The 19,311-nt window shown below is 34.4% G+C and carries 19 protein-coding genes and 1 tRNA gene; 10 read left to right on the plus strand and 10 right to left on the minus strand.

From position 1 onward, the window contains the following. Positions 1–66: 66 nt before the first annotated feature. The 5 genes from ACWA1F_RS01550 to ACWA1F_RS01570 all read left to right on the plus strand — a co-directional run bounded on the left by ACWA1F_RS01550 (position 67) and on the right by ACWA1F_RS01570 (position 5,261). Positions 67–1,431 (plus strand): saccharopine dehydrogenase family protein, encoded by a 1,365-nt coding sequence (locus tag ACWA1F_RS01550; protein ID WP_456891056.1) that lies wholly within the window; start codon positions 67–69, stop codon positions 1,429–1,431. A gap of 226 nt (positions 1,432–1,657) precedes the next feature. Then, positions 1,658–2,128, plus strand: a complete 471-nt coding sequence (locus ACWA1F_RS01555; protein WP_456891058.1) for a transposase — start codon at positions 1,658–1,660, stop codon at positions 2,126–2,128. A 40-nt stretch (positions 2,129–2,168) separates the two neighbouring features. Then, positions 2,169–3,473, plus strand: a complete 1,305-nt coding sequence (locus tag ACWA1F_RS01560; protein ID WP_456891060.1) for a DcaP family trimeric outer membrane transporter — start codon at positions 2,169–2,171, stop codon at positions 3,471–3,473. A 20-nt stretch (positions 3,474–3,493) separates the two neighbouring features. Further along, the gene (locus ACWA1F_RS01565) at positions 3,494–5,032 is read left to right on the plus strand and encodes an MFS transporter (RefSeq protein WP_456891062.1); all 1,539 of its coding nucleotides are present in this window, start codon (positions 3,494–3,496) and stop codon (positions 5,030–5,032) included. Positions 5,033–5,042: 10 nt separating this feature from the next. Then, complete coding sequence (locus ACWA1F_RS01570; RefSeq protein ID WP_306155613.1) at positions 5,043–5,261, plus strand: DUF6814 family protein; 219 nt, start codon at positions 5,043–5,045, stop codon at positions 5,259–5,261. A 167-nt stretch (positions 5,262–5,428) separates the two neighbouring features. Here the strand turns inward: ACWA1F_RS01570 and ACWA1F_RS01575 are convergent, their stop codons facing one another. The 6 genes from ACWA1F_RS01575 to ACWA1F_RS01600 all read right to left on the minus strand — a co-directional run bounded on the left by ACWA1F_RS01575 (position 5,429) and on the right by ACWA1F_RS01600 (position 11,743). Continuing rightward, positions 5,429–6,646, minus strand: coding sequence for a M56 family metallopeptidase (locus ACWA1F_RS01575; protein WP_456891064.1), 1,218 nt, complete (start codon positions 6,644–6,646; stop codon positions 5,429–5,431). Next, positions 6,643–7,014, minus strand: coding sequence for a BlaI/MecI/CopY family transcriptional regulator (locus ACWA1F_RS01580; RefSeq protein WP_026726910.1), 372 nt, complete (start codon positions 7,012–7,014; stop codon positions 6,643–6,645). Before ACWA1F_RS01580 ends, ACWA1F_RS01575 begins: the two co-directional genes overlap by 4 nt. 113 nt (positions 7,015–7,127) lie before the next feature. Continuing rightward, a complete protein-coding gene (locus tag ACWA1F_RS01585; protein ID WP_456891067.1) occupies positions 7,128–8,090 on the minus strand; it encodes a DUF6624 domain-containing protein in 963 nt (320 codons plus the stop codon). A gap of 146 nt (positions 8,091–8,236) precedes the next feature. Beyond that, positions 8,237–9,205: a DUF6624 domain-containing protein gene (locus tag ACWA1F_RS01590; protein WP_456891069.1), complete on the minus strand. Its 969-nt coding sequence runs from the start codon at positions 9,203–9,205 to the stop codon at positions 8,237–8,239. 19 nt (positions 9,206–9,224) lie between these two features. Continuing rightward, complete coding sequence (locus ACWA1F_RS01595; protein ID WP_456891071.1) at positions 9,225–9,635, minus strand: toxin-antitoxin system YwqK family antitoxin; 411 nt, start codon at positions 9,633–9,635, stop codon at positions 9,225–9,227. A gap of 719 nt (positions 9,636–10,354) precedes the next feature. Continuing rightward, positions 10,355–11,743 (minus strand): dipeptidase, encoded by a 1,389-nt coding sequence (locus tag ACWA1F_RS01600; RefSeq protein WP_456891073.1) that lies wholly within the window; start codon positions 11,741–11,743, stop codon positions 10,355–10,357. A 109-nt stretch (positions 11,744–11,852) separates the two neighbouring features. On the opposite strand from ACWA1F_RS01600, the gene ACWA1F_RS01605 reads away from it, so the two are divergent. The 3 genes from ACWA1F_RS01605 to ACWA1F_RS01615 all read left to right on the plus strand — a co-directional run bounded on the left by ACWA1F_RS01605 (position 11,853) and on the right by ACWA1F_RS01615 (position 13,590). Continuing rightward, positions 11,853–11,937 (plus strand) — tRNA-Leu (locus ACWA1F_RS01605). A 155-nt stretch (positions 11,938–12,092) separates the two neighbouring features. Continuing rightward, positions 12,093–12,842 carry a hypothetical protein gene (locus ACWA1F_RS01610; RefSeq protein WP_456891075.1) on the plus strand — a complete coding sequence of 250 codons (750 nt, stop codon included), beginning with the start codon at positions 12,093–12,095 and terminating at the stop codon, positions 12,840–12,842. Between the two features lie 355 nt (positions 12,843–13,197). Beyond that, positions 13,198–13,590: a hypothetical protein gene (locus ACWA1F_RS01615; RefSeq protein WP_456891077.1), complete on the plus strand. Its 393-nt coding sequence runs from the start codon at positions 13,198–13,200 to the stop codon at positions 13,588–13,590. Positions 13,591–13,742: 152 nt separating this feature from the next. Here the strand turns inward: ACWA1F_RS01615 and ACWA1F_RS01620 are convergent, their stop codons facing one another. Continuing rightward, on the minus strand, positions 13,743–13,967 hold the full coding sequence (locus tag ACWA1F_RS01620; RefSeq protein WP_456891079.1) for a hypothetical protein: 225 nt from the start codon (positions 13,965–13,967) through the stop codon (positions 13,743–13,745). 86 nt (positions 13,968–14,053) lie between these two features. Here ACWA1F_RS01620 and ACWA1F_RS01625 point away from each other — a divergent pair, with 86 nt between their 5' ends. Together ACWA1F_RS01625 and ACWA1F_RS01630 are read left to right on the plus strand one after the other, a co-directional pair. After that, positions 14,054–14,284, plus strand: coding sequence for a helix-turn-helix domain-containing protein (locus tag ACWA1F_RS01625; RefSeq protein ID WP_306155593.1), 231 nt, complete (start codon positions 14,054–14,056; stop codon positions 14,282–14,284). A 297-nt stretch (positions 14,285–14,581) separates the two neighbouring features. After that, entirely contained in the window at positions 14,582–15,373 is a 792-nt protein-coding gene (locus ACWA1F_RS01630; RefSeq protein ID WP_456891081.1) for a hypothetical protein, read from the plus strand. 151 nt (positions 15,374–15,524) lie between these two features. Here the strand turns inward: ACWA1F_RS01630 and ACWA1F_RS01635 are convergent, their stop codons facing one another. The 3 genes from ACWA1F_RS01635 to ACWA1F_RS01645 form a co-directional block, all read right to left on the minus strand. Continuing rightward, a complete protein-coding gene (locus ACWA1F_RS01635) occupies positions 15,525–16,190 on the minus strand; it encodes an HAD family hydrolase (RefSeq protein WP_456891083.1) in 666 nt (221 codons plus the stop codon). 369 nt (positions 16,191–16,559) lie between these two features. Beyond that, a complete protein-coding gene (locus ACWA1F_RS01640) occupies positions 16,560–18,143 on the minus strand; it encodes an MFS transporter (protein ID WP_456891085.1) in 1,584 nt (527 codons plus the stop codon). A 1-nt stretch (position 18,144) separates the two neighbouring features. Further along, on the minus strand, positions 18,145–19,197 hold the full coding sequence (locus ACWA1F_RS01645; RefSeq protein ID WP_456891087.1) for an HlyD family secretion protein: 1,053 nt from the start codon (positions 19,195–19,197) through the stop codon (positions 18,145–18,147). Positions 19,198–19,311 lie beyond the last annotated feature (114 nt).

A 19,311-nucleotide genomic window follows, 5' to 3' on the forward strand; every position in this document is an offset into this window, starting at 1 on the left:
AATTAAATTCAAATTCAATTGTTATATTTATAACATTTAAATATATTTGTGTTAAATATTTGAAACATGAGAAACGTTTTAATAATTGGAGCAGGAAGATCTGCATCGTCTTTGATTCGATATTTGCTATCAAAATCTAGCGAAGAAAACCTGCAAATCACTGTAGCCGATCTTTCTTTGCCTTTAGCGGAAGCTAAAACACAAAATCATCCAAATGCCACTCCAATTGCTTTAAATATTTTTGATACTGACGAAAGAAAGGCCGCTATTGCGAATGCTTCAATCGTGATTTCAATGTTGCCCGCACATCTGCATATTGAAATTGCCAAAGATTGTATCGAATTCAAAAAACATCTGGTAACGGCTTCTTATATAAGTGATGCGATGCAAGCGCTTGATACAGATGCCAAACAGAACAATCTGATTTTTATGAACGAAATTGGCCTTGATCCTGGAATAGATCATATGAGCGCCATGAAAGTTATTGACGAAATCAGATCGAAAGGCGGAAAAATGCTTTTGTTCGAATCTTTCTGCGGCGGACTTGTAGCACCTGAATCTGATACTAATTTATGGAACTATAAATTTACATGGGCGCCAAGAAATGTAGTTTTGGCGGGGCAAGGCGGTGCAGCCAAGTTTATTCAAGAAGGCACTTATAAATATATTCCGTATAGCGCTTTATTCAGAAGAACTGAATTTCTAGAGGTTGAAGGTTACGGAAAATTTGAAGCCTATTCGAATCGGGATTCTCTTAAATACCGTTCGGTTTATGGCTTAGACGATATTCTCACTTTATATAGAGGAACAATTAGAAGAGTTGGTTTTTCTAGAGCTTGGAATATGTTTGTACAGCTCGGAATGACTGATGATAGTTATATTTTAGAGGGGTCAGAAAATATGAGTTATCGTCAGTTTATCAACTCTTTTCTTCCGTATCATCCAACGGATTCTGTCGAAATTAAAACCCGTCTAATCTTAAAAATCGATCAAGACGATATTATGTGGGATAAACTTCTGGAACTGGATTTATTTAACCCAAACAAAAAAGTAAATCTGCCAAATGCTACTCCTGCTCAAATTTTAGAAAAAATCTTAAGCGAAGGTTGGGCACTGGAACCAGATGACAAAGATATGATTGTGATGTATCATAAATTTGGTTATGAACTGAATGGAGAAAAGAAACAAATCGATTCTAAAATGGTTTGCATTGGCGACGATCAAACCTATACCGCAATGGCAAAAACGGTCGGACTTCCCGTTGCGATTGCGACATTATTGATTTTAAACGGAAAAATCACAACTCCCGGCGTACAGCTTCCAATTAAAAAAGAAGTTTACGAACCCATTTTGAAAGAATTAGAAGAATATGGCGTCATTTTTAACGAACAGAAAGTGCCTTATTTTGGATACAATCCAGACTTATTTTAGTCTGGACTGCATGTTTATTTTAGAATTTTTTTTAATTAGTTTTTAATTTTGATCCGCTTCTTCCATCAGAGGCGGATTTTTTTTGGAAAATTTCAAGGATTTTCACACAATAGATATCTTCTTTATTTTAACATTAAAAAAATAAATATAAGTTTTTTATGATGTTTTTTATTTACATAACATAATTTTGTAGCTAATTTACTATATTTATGCAAATTAATTATATATGAAGATTTTAGCGTGTCCGAAGTGCCAGAGCAGCACAATTATTAAGAGCGGTGTGATCAAAAGCAAGCAGAGGTATTTATGTAAAGGATGCAATTACTATTTTACAGTTAATAAAATTGGCAAAAAGATTGACAGCTATTATGTTACAAAAGCCTTGCAATTGTATCTGGAAGGTTTGAGTTATAGAGAAATAGAACGGGTTTTGGATATTTCTCATGTAACAATCAGTAATTGGATAAAGGCATTTCATATCCAAAAGCCTTTTCAGACTGATTACCACCCTACATACAAGATTTTCAGTCACATAGAATTAATTGAATTCTTGTCAAAAAAGGAATTTTTATCTGGCGCAGGAGTTATAATAACAGAACTTGGAGATAAATTTATGGTTATAAAATGGGAACGCTACAAAGCGCAACTATACCTCTTTACACAAATATATACCAGTATTTTTTTTACTGATAAATAATTTCAATTTGGCGGTCTTGAAAAACTAACCAACCGCTATAATGAAAAAAAAATTGCTGTTCTTTTTACTTGGAATACTTTCTCTGCAGGGACTTGCACAAAATTCAAAAGTCGAAAATACTTCAGTTATACCAACCTTAACTGCAAAAGAATGGGATTTTAATTTTTACGGTTTTATAAGAACCGATTATATTTTTGACACTAGAAAATCGGCGCAGGTACGTGAGGATAATTTGAATCTTTATCCGTTAGACAAAAACTTGGATATAAATGGACAAGATTTAAACAGTACAGGGGCTTCGAATATCTTATCTATAGTTTCAAGAGTTGGCCTAAAAGTAAAAGGACCAGATGTTTGGGGAGCAAAAATGACTGGAACTCTCGAAGGAGATTTCTTTGGAAATACAGAAGCTTCAATAGGATTAGTAAGACTGCGACATGCTTACATCACTATGGATTGGTCAAAAATTTCGCTTTTAGTTGGCCAAACATGGTATCCGGCATTTATTCCCGAAGTTTTTCCCGGTGTAGCCAATTTTAATACCGGAATTCTATTTAATCCTTTTGGATGGGCATCTCAGATTAGAGTGAAACAAAACTTCACCAAAGAATTATCACTATCGGCAACAATCTATAAAGAACGTGAGTTTACAACAGCAACTGCAGCTGGAGGAACGCAAAACTCGGCTTCCATAAATTCTGCTTTACCCACTTTTCACGCACAATTTCAATTTAAAAATACCAATTGGTTTGCCGGTATCGGAGCAGAATACAAATCACTCCAGCCTCTTACAGAATATAAACCGACACCATCTACAACAGCAAAAACTACCGAAAAGGTAAATAGCTCATCCTTCTTAGGATTTTTAAAATATACAAACGATACATTTTCTATAAAAGCATATGGAATTACAGGAGGCAATCTAAACAATTTTGTAATGCTGGGCGGTTTTGCTGGATATACAAATCCCATGCAACCTGAGAAATACGAACCTACTAAAACCTCATCTTTTTGGATGGATCTGGCAAGCAATAATAAAAAGATAGCCCCTGCACTGTTTTTTGGTTATACCAAAAATGAAGGAAATGGAAAAAATGGTCTTGCAGCCGATGAAACTGTAAAGTATTATATGCGAGGTGTATCGAACTCTAGAGTCGTAGATAATGTCTGGCGCGTTTCTGGCCGTGTTGAATTTAAACGCAATAATTTTAAAGTTACTCCAGAACTAGAATACACTGCAGCCACATGGGGAGATTTGGACACAAAGGCAAACGGAAAAGCAGGTTTAAACAAAACAGATGTCGCCAATTTACGGGCATTATTTTCTTGCGCTTACTCTTTTTAATTAACTAACAACCACACATTATGAAACAAAATTCAACAAAAAAGATCTGGAAAGTAATTTCCGCTTCTTCTATGGGAACAATGATTGAATGGTACGATTTCTATATTTTTGGAAGTTTGGCGGTCGTGATTTCAACAAAGTTCTTTCCTGCAGATAATCCTGCGGCGGCATTTTTAGCAACATTGGCAACCTTTGCTGTGGGTTTTATAGTTCGTCCATTTGGAGCTTTATTTTTCGGAAGGCTCGGCGATCTTATAGGACGAAAATATACTTTTATGGTTACCTTACTATTAATGGGTGGTGCAACTTTCCTGATAGGCTGTATTCCGAGTTTTGAAACCATTGGATTTATGGCTCCCGTTCTAGTATTAATCTTAAGAATGCTTCAAGGTCTTGCGCTCGGCGGCGAATATGGCGGTGCGGCAACGTATGTGGCAGAACATGCCCCTGTGGGCGAGCGAGGTTATTGGACGTCTTGGATTCAAACTACAGCAACCGTCGGGTTATTCATTTCGCTAATGGTCATTTTAGCTACCAGAAATTTGCTGACACCTGAACAGTTTGACCTTTGGGGATGGAGAGTTCCGTTTTGGATTTCTATTCTTATGGTTGGAGTTTCGTACTTGATTCGTAAAAACATGCATGAATCTCCTGTTTTTACCAAAGCAAAAGAAGAAGGCAAAACCAGTAAAAATCCTTTGGCAGAAAGTTTCGGAAAAAGGTATAATCTCAAATTTGTTTTATTGGCCTTGTTTGGTGCAGCAATGGGGCAAGGTGTTATTTGGTATACCGGACAATTCTACGCCATGAGTTTCATGAAAACCGTGATGTCTATCGAATCTTCTCAGGTAGACACGCTATTAGGAATAGCGCTTTTGTTTGGCACCCCGTTCTTTATTTTTTTTGGATGGCTAAGCGACAAAGTTGGGCGCAAATATATTATGCTGGGAGGAATGCTAATCGCAATTATATCCTACAGACCGATTTATCAAAAAATGTATGAGGCAACCGATGTAAAAAATAAAACAGAAATTGTCGGTAAAACCAAGATTACAGCAGTGCTCAAAGAAGGCAAAGAACGTGTAATGGATTCAGTTTATACCACTACAAAATCGTATACAGACGGAACCACTTTTCTTGAAGTTAAAACAGTACAGCTAGTAAACGGAAAAGCAATAGTTGCAGATGGAAAGATAAAATCAGAAATCAAAACCACCATAAATATTAGCAGCAAAGATAAATGGTCGCTTGTTTTTTTAATCTTCGTTCAGGTTTTATTTGTTACGATGGTTTATGGCCCTATTGCGGCTTTCTTGGTCGAAATGTTTCCTGCAAAAATCAGATATACCTCAATGTCTCTGCCCTATCATGTAGGAAATGGAATTTTCGGAGGATTGCTCCCAGCAGTTTCTACTTATTTAGTTATAAATGCTAAGGAAAAGGGCGATGCCAGTTTCTATCTGGAAGGACTTTGGTATCCGATTATTATTGCATCCGCATCTTTTATAATCGGAATGATTTATATTAAAAATAAAGACAACAAAAACACTCATATTTAAACACACAGCCATGAATCAGATAAAAAGAGCTTTCGGATTGATTTGGATAGCGTTAGCAATTGCATCCTCCTACTTTTGCATATTTATTTTCGGTCTGCCAAAATTAGTATCTGGCAAACAAGAAGATTTAGTTTTCGGGATTATCATTCTTTTGGTGCTTACCCCATTAATAACTGCTGGACTAGGTATTTTTGGCTATTACGCGTTAATGGGCGATTATGATGACTAATATTTTTTCTTTAAGTGACAAAGGGGCAAAGTAACAAAGGGGCAAAGGGTTTCTACTTTGCGTAAAAAAAACTCCAGCTAAAGCTGGAGCCTATTGAAAAGTCTTTTGCAATTTCTTTGTCTCTTTGTCTCTTTCTCACTTTGAATCTTTGCAACTTTGTCTCTTAGTTACTTAGACTCAGCCTGAATCGTAATTGGCAAACTATAAAGCACTCGAACAGGCTTTCCATGTTCGCTTCCTGGAATCCATTTTGGAGAAAGTTTTAAAACTCGAACTGCTTCTTCTCCTAAACCATATCCAGCATCTTTTACAATTGTGATTTCAGACAGACTTCCGTCTTTTTCGACCATAAACTGCATCGATATTTTGGTTTCGATATTATTTTTTGAAGCTTCTGCTGGAACTTTAAAACGCTGCCCCACAAACTTATAAAATTCTATAATTCCGCCTGGAAATTCGGGCTGTTTAATTTTTAAATCTCCTGATTTATAAATCTTATTGGTAACTGGATCAACATTTTGAGCTGTCGCTTCTGAACTAAAAGTAAACAGAAGTAAACTGCAAACTACGCCAACAATAAAAACCTTGAAAACTATTTTTAAAGCAGATTCTTTTTTAGTCATCATAAGCAAACGCTTTTTAGTTATTTGATAATTAATAGTACTTGCCAGCGGAACTGTTTGTTTGTTTGAAGCAAAATCAAGCAGCAGATTCTGGTAATTGCTTATTTCTCCGAACTGTTTATTTACAGCTTCATCGGCCAAAAATTCGTGATTTAGCTTAATAGCTTTTATAAAATAAGAAATGAACGGATTTACCCAAAATACTATTCTCAAGACCTCAGCAAAAAGAATATCCAGCGTATGTTTCTGCTCCAAATGCGCTTTTTCGTGCGCGATTAATTCTGATGGAATTTTTCCTGACTCAAAATCTGTTTTATTAATAAAAATGGCATTCCAAAAAGAGTGAGGCAAAACAGCTTCTTCCGTTAAAACTACTTTTACGCCATTGATCAAGCGGGTTTCTTTTGTTTTTAGTTTTATAAAAAATGAAATCAGGTTTAAAACCAAACGGAAAGCTAGCACTATTGAAACCATAATATAAACACCGCTCAAAATAGCGAATAGGTTTTTCATAATATAATTTTGATCTAAAGGAGTACGATTAGTTTGGATTATTATTTCGTCCAATTGAATGGTATTTATTCCTGTTTCAAACATCGCCTTCACTGAAAACAAGTGCAGCGGAATCACAAAACTAAAAACCAAACTCCCAATAAGATACGCGCGATTAAAACGAAACATTTTTTCGTTTTCCAAAAGCAATTTATATACTGCATAAAAAACCAAAAGCAGTATTCCAGATTTTAAAAGATAGTTTATCATTTTTTCTTTTTTTGAATTTCTGAATCGATTATTTTTTTAAGATCTTCCAATTCTGAAGCCGATAAATTGGTTTCGGTTGTAAAGAAAGAAGCAAACTGCGACGCCGAATTATTAAAGAAATTGCTAATCAGCCCTTTTACGTGTTTCGAGAAATAATCTGTTTTTTTTACCAAAGGATAATATTCTCTCGAATTTCCAAATTCGTTATAGGCAACAAATTTCTTATCAATCATTCGTTTTAAAAGCGTAGCCACCGTTGTCGTTGCTGGTTTAGGTTCTGGATAAGCTTCGAGCAAATCTTTCATAAAAGCTTTTTCAAGCTTCCATAAATGCTCCATTAATTGTTCTTCTGCGTTAGATAATTGCATTTTTTTTAAGGTTCTAAGGTTCTGAGCCACTAAGCTTCTGAGATTTTAAGTTCTATCTTAATTCTTAATTCTTAATTCTTAATTCTTAATTCTTAATTCTTAATTCTTAATTCTTAATTCTTAATATTTTCAAACTTTTCCGATTCTGCTAATTCTTTTTTATAAGCTTCCAAATTCCATTCAATATTCATTTTTGCTGCATATTCAGCCATAGTTCCGAGTCCGACTTCTGCACGTCTTTTATCTACGTTATCTGGATCAATCATTGGCGCTATGCAAATCTTGTTTGTCTTTTTATTCTTCGAACTTTGACTGCCATAAATTTGTTTTTTCCCTTCTCTCAAAGCTACTCGATCTTCCAAATATGCCAGATTTGCTGAATCTGCATTACCATTTATGACGGCTTCTCTCATCATAGGCAAATACTTTTGCTGGTATTGTAAATCGGCGTGCTGAATAACCACAAACAACGTTTTGTTTCCCTCAACACCTACAATATTTTTCCCCAACCAACCTCTTTCATCCAGTATTTTCATCACCTTAACGAGGTTAATACTGTCTTTTCTATCCATAATTTTACCTATGCTGTCCATTTTCTTCTTATCAGGATTTTGAGTTTTATAGACATTCATAAATTCTCCTCTAATTTCCTGATCATCAGTATAAATCAAAGCAAGTTCTTTTTCTAGCGCCTTATCGTAATTTGCGCCAATAGTCTCCACCTTTTTCTGTAATTTATCGATCGTCTTTTTCCATTCTTTTTCTGAATGCAGACGCTTTAAATCATCATCAATTTGAATATGTGAAATGTTTTCATATCCTTTATCAATTGACAGATTCAGCCATTTAAAAGCTTTTTTGTTTTCTTCTGCCATAGACGCAGAACAGCCTGCATGATAGAAGTCAACAAACGATTTTTGCTCTATTTTAAAAGCTTTAGAATAATACGCAACAGACAATTTATAGTTTTTTGCCTTATAACAAGAATCTGCCTTGCTAACCCATTCTTTATACGTTTGAGCATTTAAAAAACTGAAATTCAGCACAAGCAAAATAAAAACAATCGATTTTTTCATAGGCTAAAGTTAGGTTTTATTTAATAATCTGTTCTGAGATTAATTTCCTTTTTCCTGAAAAATACAACCCTTGCAAAACAAAATCGATGCGTTCCTTGAATCTGTTCTCATTAACCATTTTCCGCTAGCTTCTGTCACGTATTTTTTTACTTGGTTTTCTTTTCTCGGATCATTCTTTCAAGTTCTGGGAGCTCTTTTTTATATTCTTCTACGTTCCAGACAATATCCGATTTTATGGCAGAATCTGCCAGTGGTCCTAATCCTACTTCCGATCTTCGCTTATCTACATTATCAGGATCTTCAAGAGGTGCAATAAATTTCTTTTGGGTCAAAGGATTTGTATAAACCTGACTTCCGTAAATCTGTCTACCTCCATCTCTCAACGCGACACGATCCTCAAGATAAGCAAGATGACTAGGTTTTGCACTTCCCTTTTTTGCAGCTTCTCGCATCATTGGCAAATACTTTTTCTGGTATTTTAAATCGGCATGCTGAATTACCAAAAACAATGTTTGATTAGCCTGAGAGCTCACTAAACCAGTGCCAACCCAGCCTTTTTCATCCAAAATTTTCATCACTTTAATAAGATTGATACTGTCTTTATACCCCATTAAATTATTAATACTATCAAAAGCTTTACTTTCTCGGCCTTTCTCTTTATAAATCTTCATGAATTCATGTCGAATACCCTGATCTTCTGTATAAATGGCTAAAAGTTCTTTATTAAGAGGTTTATCGTAATTTGCTTCAAGCACATCTAATTTTTTCTGTAAATGATCCATTGTTTCTTTCCACTCTTTTTCTGAATGTAGCCATTTTAAATCACTATCCATTTGAATATGTGCAATGCTTTCAAAACCATTATCAATCGCCAGATTTAACCACTTATAAGCTTTTTTATTTTCTTTTGCCATAGACGCAGAACAACCCGCATTGTACAAATCATCAGGATCTTTCTGTTCTATTTTAAAGGCTTTTTCATAATTAGCAACAGACAATTTATAATTTTCGGCACGATAACAAGAATCAGCTTTTTTAACCCATTCTTTATAGGTTTGCGCTTCCGCGAAAGCGAAGTTGGTTACAATAAAAAAGCAAGCAAATAGTTTTTTCATAGGTTTGATAGTTAATAGTTTATTGTTTTTTTTGTTCTGAGATTAATTCTCCTTTTTCATAATATTTAATGTTTTTCAGTTTTCCGTTATCCGAATAAAACTTCCATTCTCCAAAATAAAACCAGTGCGACTCAACCGAGTTAGTTTCAAATTTAGTTTTCCCTTTCGATTCTAATTTTCCGTTTTCATAATAACTTTTTACAACACAAATTCCATTTTTGTATTTCTCTACCTTATAGATTTTTCCGCCAATATAAGTTTTCCATTTTTTGACAGGCTGATCGTTTTTGTAATGCTCTATAGATTTATATTGAATATTATCCTGAACATAAACATCAACCCACTTGCCTTCTTTTTTCTTATCAATTTTCTGATTGACAACAGAAGTTTTACAACTTAGAAAGCTAAAGAGCATCAAAATAAAAGTCATTTTTTTAATCATTGGCTCTACAATTATAGATTCTATTCTACAAATGTAGAATTAAATTTCAAACAGACAAGTTTTTTCTTATGTTTTTATCTCTTAGATTATTTTTTTAACCGCAAAGAACGCAAGGATTTTTATCAAACGTTACGTTTATAAACGCAAAGTTCGCAAAGCTTTGTACATAAAGCTTTGCGAACTTTTTAAAATCTTACTTAAAAAATCTCAGCGAACTTTGCGTAAATTCTTCGCGTCCTTGTGGTAAAAAAATCCGCTCATTTCTGAACGGATTTGTATCTAAATCAACTTTGTCAAAGTTTAAAACTTTGACAAAGTGAAAAACTTAAAAAACTTTGCGTCTTTGTGACTTTGCGAGCAAAAAAAAGCGCACTTTGTGTAAAAAATTTAACCGAAAAGTTCGCAAGCATTTTTACCATAGGTTACGCACATAAACGCAAAGTTCGCAAAGCTATATGTACGTACATAGCTTTGCGAACTTTTATAAATCTTGCTAAAAAAAATCTTAGCGAACTTTGCGTAAATTCTCCGCGTCCTGCGATAAAAAAATTTAACCGCAAAGTTCGCAAGGATTTTTATCAAACGTACACTTATAAACGCAAAGTTCGCAAAGCTATGTACATATAGCTTTGCGAACTTTTATAAATCTTGCTTTAAAAAATCTTAGCGAACTTTGCGTAATTCTTAGCGTGCTTTGCGGTTAAACTTTATTTAGAAAGCTCCACAAAATACTTGTAAAACAACGGAATCGTCTCAATACCTTTCAAGTAATTGAAAATTCCGAAATGCTCATTTGGCGAGTGAATGGCATCACTATCCAAACCGAATCCCATTAAGATCGTTTTACTTTTTAATTCTTTTTCAAACAAAGCCACAATCGGAATACTTCCTCCAGAACGAACTGGAATTGCAGGAACTCCAAACGTTTCTGTATACGCTTTATTTGCTGCCTGATAACCAATACTGTCAATTGGCGTAACATAACCTTGACCACCGTGGTGAGGCGTTACTTTTACCGTAACTCCAGCTGGAGCAATACTTGTAAAATGTTTTGTAAACAATTCTGTAATCTCTTCCCAATCCTGATTTGGAACCAAACGCATTGAGATTTTAGCGAAAGCTTTACTCGCAATAACCGTTTTAGCACCTTCGCCAGTATAACCGCCCCAGATTCCGTTTACGTCTAATGTCGGACGGATTGAGTTTCTTTCGTTGGTTACATACCCTTTTTCGCCGTAAACATCAGCAATGTTCAAAGCATTTTTATAGCGTTCTAAGCTAAAAGGCGCTTTTGCCATTTCCGCTCTTTCTTCTGCAGATAATTCCTGAACTTTATCGTAAAAACCTGGAATCGTAATATGGTTATTTTCGTCGTGAAGCGAAGCAATCATTTTTGCCAAAATATTAATCGGGTTCGCTACTGCCCCGCCGTACAATCCTGAATGCAAATCGCGGTTCGGACCTGTAACTTCTACTTCAACATAACTCAAACCTCTTAAACCTGTCGTAATAGATGGCTGCTGGTTTGAAATCATTCCTGTATCTGAAATTAAGATTACGTCGTTTTTCAGTTTTTCCTGATTGCGCTCTACGAACCAAGCCAAACTTGCAGAACCTACTTCTTCTTCTCCTTCGATCATGAATTTTACGTTGCACGGAAGTTCGTTGTTCTGAACCATATATTCCAATGCTTTTACGTGCATGTACATCTGACCTTTGTCGTCACACGCTCCACGCGCAAAAATGGCTCCTTCTGGGTGAATATCTGTAGTTTTAATAACCGGTTCAAATGGTGGCGAAGTCCATAATTCTAAAGGATCTGGCGGTTGTACGTCGTAGTGACCGTAAACTAAAACCGTTGGAAGATTTGGATCTATAATTTTTTCGCCGTAGATAATTGGGTAACCTGGAGTGTCGCAAGTTTCGACATAATCGCAGCCTGCTTTTGTTAAACTTTCCTTAACAGCTTCTGCTGTGTCAATAACATCTTGAGAGTATGCAGTGTCGGCACTTACCGACGGAATTTTTAATAATTCGATCAACTCATTGATAAAGCGATCTTTATGTTGTTGAACGTAGGACTTAATATTTTCCATTTAAATAATTTTTATAGAAACCCAAAAGTACGAGAAAAAGAATTAAAAAAAATTTTCAAAAAATGCTTTGATAATTCAAAAGTATGCCTATCTTTGCACCCACAATTCCGCGGATATGGTGAAATTGGTAGACATGCCAGACTTAGGATCTGGTGCCGCAAGGCGTGTAGGTTCGAGTCCTATTATCCGCACCAAAAAAGCTTCTGAAGATTTTTCAGAAGCTTTTTTATTTTACCTACTTCTCACTTTTGTTATTAAAATTGTTGATAAGCAATTTACTACAATTTTAAACCTTTGTCTTTCTGTCTTATTTTTGAAAAAACATACTTTCAAAATTAAGATTAAAAAAATGCTTAAAAAACTTGAAGACTTAGTTAAATTTTTTCCATTACTTTTCGTGGTATTAACAACTCTAGGATACATTCATCTCCAATGTTATTATTATTTTTTTGATATTGAAATTTTAAATTATTTAGATCTCTCTGAAATTATTTTATTGTTTTTCGATAAATCAATTTTATTAATTTTGGGATTATTACTCGTAATAGCTATTTCTTATATCCTAGATGACAAACTTGAAAGAAAGTTTTATACCAGCACCAAAGAAGAATCAAGCCGACCAAAAATTGATCGCAATAAAAGGTTTTTTAAAATAATCAAATACTTCTTATTCTTTACTTTAGCATTGCAAATTATATCCAATTTAATAAGAGAAAATTATATTGGTTTAGTTTTTCCTATAGGCTTTATTATATCCATAATTATTTTTTTTCTATTTGAGAAGTTTTTTTTTAGAGTATTTTTAGAAAAATATAGTTCTTTTTTTTTCTTAAGCTTTACAATTAGTTTAGCCGTTGTACTACTTATTAACCTTAATACAATTTCTTCTGTTTTAGAAAAAGGATATAATTTGAGACACAATCACCAAACCATTAAGCAAGTTTCTTTTTACTACAATAATAAAATAGTTAAGACATCTAATAAACTATTTTATATTGGTGAAACTAAAAAAAATCTGTTTCTTTTCGATTCCCAAAAAAGTGAAACTTTAATTTTCAAAATGGAAAACATTGATAATTTGAGAATAAAAAATAAGTAGTTAATTTAAAAATTTAATGAATAGAGAATTAGTTTTTCTTAGAAGTACATTTAGATATTTTGATAAAAACAAATCATGGATTTTAAGTGGCTTATTTATATTCTCAATCATAAGAGATTATGTTTGGTATGCTTGCTTTGGTGTAAATATTTTATCATATTCCACAATACAAGACACCTTCATTTCAATGTTTAACTACATTTTAATTTTCACAATTTTTCCTTTTCTTTATTTCTCACTATCATTCTTTTCCCCAGCGATAAAAAAAGAATGGAAAAAAATTGCATTAATAATCTTTAAGTGTATAATTGTATTGATATTTGGTTTTATATTTTTTTTCCTATTCAAAAAATCTATGTCTTTTCTTTCCGTCTTATTTGTTGTTGCATCTGTAATGCTAGACTACCATGAAAAAAACCATATCAAAATTTTAAGTTTTATTATATTAATCTTTACTCTTTTATCATTTTATCTGCCATTAATTACCTATATGGAAGTCTTAAATAAAATTGAAAAAGGAAAGTCTACACAATTTATGGTAAAAGAAGATAATATGGATTTCTTTTCATTTTCTTACAACAATCATATTTATGATACATCGAGCAAACGTTTTTATTTAGTAGGTAATACGACAAACTACTTTTTTCTATTTGATAATAAAACCGACAAGACTTTAATTTTTCCTAAAGACGAATGCAAAGACATCAAAACAGAAGTCTTTATACTTTCTAATTTAATTAGCAAATAATAATTGATTAATCCATCCATCTTGACGAAAGAAGATCCCCAACATCACCAACAAGTTTGTACACTATGAAAAAAATTGCGGAAATCACTCTGGAATTTTTGTCGGTTTTGTTGTTTTGGTTTCTCCTTTCGTCGAGATGAATTGTTTATTCTCTATTCAACCTCCAAATAAGGATCCAAAACTTCTGCCAATTCATTGAGCCAATAATAGAAGTTTTCGAGATTTATTTTTCCTAAAGAATCTTTTTCTCTTATCACACTTAAAGTCAGCATATAATTTGCTTGACGAATTGCCTTTGCCATATCTTTTGGATCTATAACATTTGTAAAGAAGTTATTTAACCGATTTTCAACTTCCGAAACACATTCTGTAGCCATTGTCTTATTTTTTGTTTGAGGCAAATATAATAATTTGTAGGCATGTATGCTATCAAAAAGGAAATAAATCTTTCCACTTTTGAAATATGAACATTTCAGAAGAAACTTATATCATAAATCTTGGGATTCACATTAGACAATTACGTGAAAAAAAAGACTTATCACAGCAAGATTTAGCTGATGATTCTGGTATGACCAAATCTCAAATAGCAAGAATAGAAACTGCCAAGATCAATACTTCCGTAAAAACTCTAGTGAAAATTGCTAAAGGTTTGGATATTGAGCCAAAAGAGTTGTTGGATTTTCCTTTGAAATAATTTCGGTTAAAGCCATTTTAAAAAACTCCAGCTAAAGCAGGAGGCAATTGATTAAACTTATATTTCCTTCATCAAATCAAACCTACAAGGTTTTGTCCCGAAGACTCGAGATTGCAGGAAAATTAAAAATGAACTTATATTTCTTATATGGTTTAAAAACCATACACCGCAACAATAATTCAGAAATTTCTTTAATTATTTTATGTTTTAGTCTATAAATATTCTTATTTTTAAATACCAAAAACCTAATTCTCCTTATTTTATTCATTTTTAAAACTCTAAAATCCTTTAGAACACATGAAAAAATACAGATTATTAGTTATCCTTTTAGGAATTATTGTGCTTTTTTACCTTGCGAGAACGGTTCGAAACTTTACCGTTAAGCAGGAAATTCAAACCATAAAAACAGAACATTTTATGGTTTCCTATAGCGGAATTTACAAAAGTGAAGCAGAAAAAGTCAGCAAACATCTGGAAGAAAATTATACGCCAATAAGAGAAAATCTAAAAGACGTAAAACACGACGTTATAAAGGTTTTTATTTACGGTTATTCACACAAGTTTAAAGCGGCTACTGGCTTAAAAGAAAACACAAAAGGCACAAGCCGCGGCCCAAACGAGTTTCATTTTGTCTGGACGAGTTGGTTTAATTCTCTTTTTCCCGACGATCCGTTAAAAACGGCTTTACACGAATTTACGCATTGCGTTCAATTAAATATCTTGATCGATAAAGCCAAAGAGACTATAATTACGCAGGACAGAGCAACTTTTGAAAAGGAATTCGATAAAAAATTCAAAGCCGAATATCCGCGCTGGCTCTGGGAATCGATCAGTATTTTTGAAGCGAAAGAAGTAAATAAATTAAGCGTAAAATATGCCAAAAGCAAAAACCTGACTTTAGAAGAATTAAATAAAAGCAATCAGATTTATAATATTGGCTATACGATTATTGAATATGTAACTTCTAAATGGGGAAAAGAAAGCGTGGCTCAATTAATTTCGTCATTTGGCAATATTGAAAAAACACTAAAAGTAACGCCCGAAGAATTTGAAAAAGGCTGGATTGCTTTTTTGGAGGAGAAGTATTGACGAAACTCAATTTAATCCGTCTTGTTATGTCATTTCGACTGAAAGGAGAAATCACACTCGGGATTCTACAAAGATTGGCAACATACTTTGTGGAGTTTCTAGTGTGATTCCTCGTTCCTCGGAATGACAAACTTTGGGGAAATTTGGGATTTTAAGAATTGGTATTTAATATCTCAACTATTTTCCCCACATTCACTTCACTATAATCATTGATATAAAAATCACAAGGCGGAAGTTCTTCTTTGGTATGCGTACTCAAAACGCCTACGACTTTCATTCCGGCATTTAATCCTGCTGTAACGCCCGAAAAAGAATCTTCGAAAACCACACAATCCGACGGAGAAGCACCAACACGCTCTGCCGATTTTAAATACACTTCTGGATTTGGTTTGTGAAACGTAACGTCTTCGCTAGACATCATCGAATCCATTTTTTGGTCGAGTTTTAGGAAATTGGCAATCAAATCCAGATTCGCACGCGGCGCAGAAGTGGCAACGGCCGTTTTGAATCCGCGGGATTTTAATTCTTCCAGAAACGTCATATAATGCGGAATCGTTTCGACTTTGTCTTTATAAATCTCACGAAACATTCCTTCTTTTTCGTCTTCCAATTTGATTAATTCTTCTCCCGCAATCGGACGTTTGAAGAAATGCGACATGATGTAACTATTATGTTTTCCGTACATATGTTCTTCAAATTCTTCATTGGTGTACGGAATTTTATATTTATTGAAAAACTCTTCGAAAGCAACTACATGATGCGGATTGGTATGGCAGATTACGCCGTCCATATCGAAGATTACACATTTTTGGCTCATAATTTTGTTCTATTTTTTAAACGGGTGCAAGATAAGGCAATAAAGCGTTTATTACGCAGAGATTCACAAAGGTTTTTCGCAGAGATACGCAAAGAGTTTTTTTTGAATCGCGCAAAGTCGCAGAGGCGCAAAGTTTTGTTTCACGCAGATTTTAAAAGATTTAAGCAGATTGTGCAGATTATATTTTAAAGAATCAAATAATCTGCTCGATCTGCTGAATCTGCGAGAGAAACAGAAAATCCAATTAAATCTGCTCCAATCTGCGGCATCTGCGTGAAACAAAATCCTTTTAATCTTAATAATCTGTGGCAAAAAAACAAAACTTAGCGCCTCTGCTCCCGATAGCTATCGGGATTGCGAGATTAAACCCTACCCTATCCAAATTTTACTTTTAACCAAAGTAATCGTCTGTCTCAAATGCTGATTTAAAGCAATCAGAATAATCAAAACTACTAAACCATAACCCACAATCGTATAAATTTCCATATCGGCCAATAAAGTCGATTGTTTGCTTATCGTTCCGAAAATCTTTTTCATGGCAAGAACATTGGCATTGTCTGCTGAATATCCTTTGGCGATAAAACTCTGCGTTGTAGCAGCGATATTTTGCTGTGCTTCTGGATTTTCTCCTGTTACGAATTGGCTTAGCTTTAAAAAGTGCTTTTTATTCAGGAAAACCATTGCATTCTGCATGACGCAAAAACCAATCGTACTTCCCCAGAAACGTCCCGAAACGCCGACAATTCCCGAAGAAACCGCCATATTTGCCGGAACCGATGATGTCGTAAATAAGATGAGCGGAACAAATAAAAACCCAACACCAATTCCTTGCAAAATATAGGGAACAATAATATCTGATAAAGCCACATCGGGCACAAAAAGAAACGTAAACCAAAAATGAAATATCGCAATAAGCGTGAAACCAATCAGAAAAATGATTTTGGTCGAAACGGATTTCATCAGAAAAAAAGCGGCTAAAATAAGTCCGATTACATTTCCTAATCCGTTAATGTATTGCACGCCCGCCACACGCGACGGATCCCAATTCCAAATTGAATACATCGCCCCGTGACACAAACTCAATGTGGCACGGCTGATGTAAAAAAGAAAAAACAATAGAAACCCAATTCGAAGATTGGCGTATTTTATCACTTCAAAATCGAAACTTGGACGTTTTACCAAACGTTCTTTAAAAATGAACAATCCGCCTGTAATAAGCGAAATCATTAGCATAAGAACCATTTCTGAAGATTGAAGCCAGTATTTTTTTTCGGCATAAACAAAAAAGTAGGCACCGCAAAGAATAGAAATTAAAACCAAAAAATAACTCATCCAATCGATTTGATACAAAGGGATTTTCTTTGTAATTCGGTGCCCTCTAAAAGTAACTAAGATTAAAAAGACGTTTAAAACCTGAAGTCCGCCCGAAACATACAGCATGTATTTCCAGTCGTAATGATCGAGGAACCAAACCGCAATATTCATAATAAAAGGCGTAGACAACAGCAATGCTCCGTAATAGAATGAAAAACCAATAATTATCGCATTTTTAGTATTGAATTGTTCAATAAGCAATTGTCTAATGGTGATTACAGGAAGCGCCATCAAGATTCCTTCTGCAACTCGCATCAATAAAAAAACCGAAAAATTGGTAATATAAGCCGAAGAAACAATCGTAATTCCGATAAGGGAATACACCGCCATCAGGTAATTTTTGGCAGGAAAAAAACTCGAAAATCGGCCTTCGATTAAAATTGTAGCGAGCAACGTTCCGTACGTAACGCACATTGCGAATTGCAAATCTTCTGGCTCAATATCCAGAAAACTTGCCGCATAGGTTACATTCGAACTGTAAACTCCCAATAAAATCATGGAATGCAACAGACAGACGAACAATATAATTATGATCGCCCATCGCGGAACCCAAGATTTAAATATACTTTTATCTTCCATTTTATTTGTGTGCAGCAACAACTGTAATGTTCATTCCTGCTCTTAAAAAATCGGTTTGTTTGTCGTTGTCTTTTAACTGAATTCGAACTGGAATTCGCTGTTCGATTTTTACAAAGTTTCCTGTCGCATTATCTGGAGGTAGCAAAGAAAATCTCGCACCGCTCGCAGGCGATAACGAAGCAATTGTTCCCATAAAAGTTTTATCATTTATAGCATCAGCCTTGATTTCGACTTCTTGTCCAACGGTTAAATATTGCAGTTGCGTTTCTTTAAAATTGGCTGTAATCCATTTTTCTTTACTTACTATTGAAAGCAAAGATTGTCCTTCTTTTACCATTTGTCCTGGCTGTAAAGTGCGTTTTCCGATCCAGCCGTCGTAAGGCGCTGTAATAATCGTGTACGAAAGAAATAAAGCCGCATTATCGACAACAGCTTGTTTTGAAGCAATATTCGTCTGCGTTGTTGGAACATTCGCTTCGGCAACAGAAGTGCTTAAAGCCGAAGAATGAATTCTATTTTTCATTTCCTGAAAATGCGCCTGAGCCGTTTCGTAATCGGCTTTTACTTTTTCAAGTTGTTGCGAAGTCGCTGCTTCTTCTTTTACCAAAGCCTGATATCTTTCGTATTCTAATTTGGTTTTCCAAAGATTTGATTTTGCCGCTTCCAACTGCGATTCGTTTATCGCCGTTGCACTTGCTGTATTTATGGCATTTTTCTGAGCCACAACACTATTTTGTTTAGCGTTTTGAACATCGGCCAAAGCCACATTTAGTTTCGACTGATATTCTCTGTTATCAATCACCACCAAAGTATCACCTTTGTGCACAAACTGATTTTCGTTAAAACGAACTTCCTGCACATAACCTGTAATTCTAGACATAATCGGCGTTACGTATTGCTCCACCTGCGCGTCGTTGGTTTCTTCGTGATTTCGGTTAAAAACATAAAACCAAATCCCTAAAATAACCCCGCTTATAACCAGCGTACACGCAATAATTGTTATTATGATATGAAACGTTCTATTTCTTCTAGTTTCATTTTTTATCTTAACCATAAACTTTATATCTTTTAATTTCCCCGGATTAAAATCCGGCGCTACAATATGAATCGTTCCTTCGGAACTAAAAATCTATATTCTTTATTCTATTATCTATTTTCTTATTTCAAG

Source organism: Flavobacterium erigeronis (assembly GCF_054075165.1).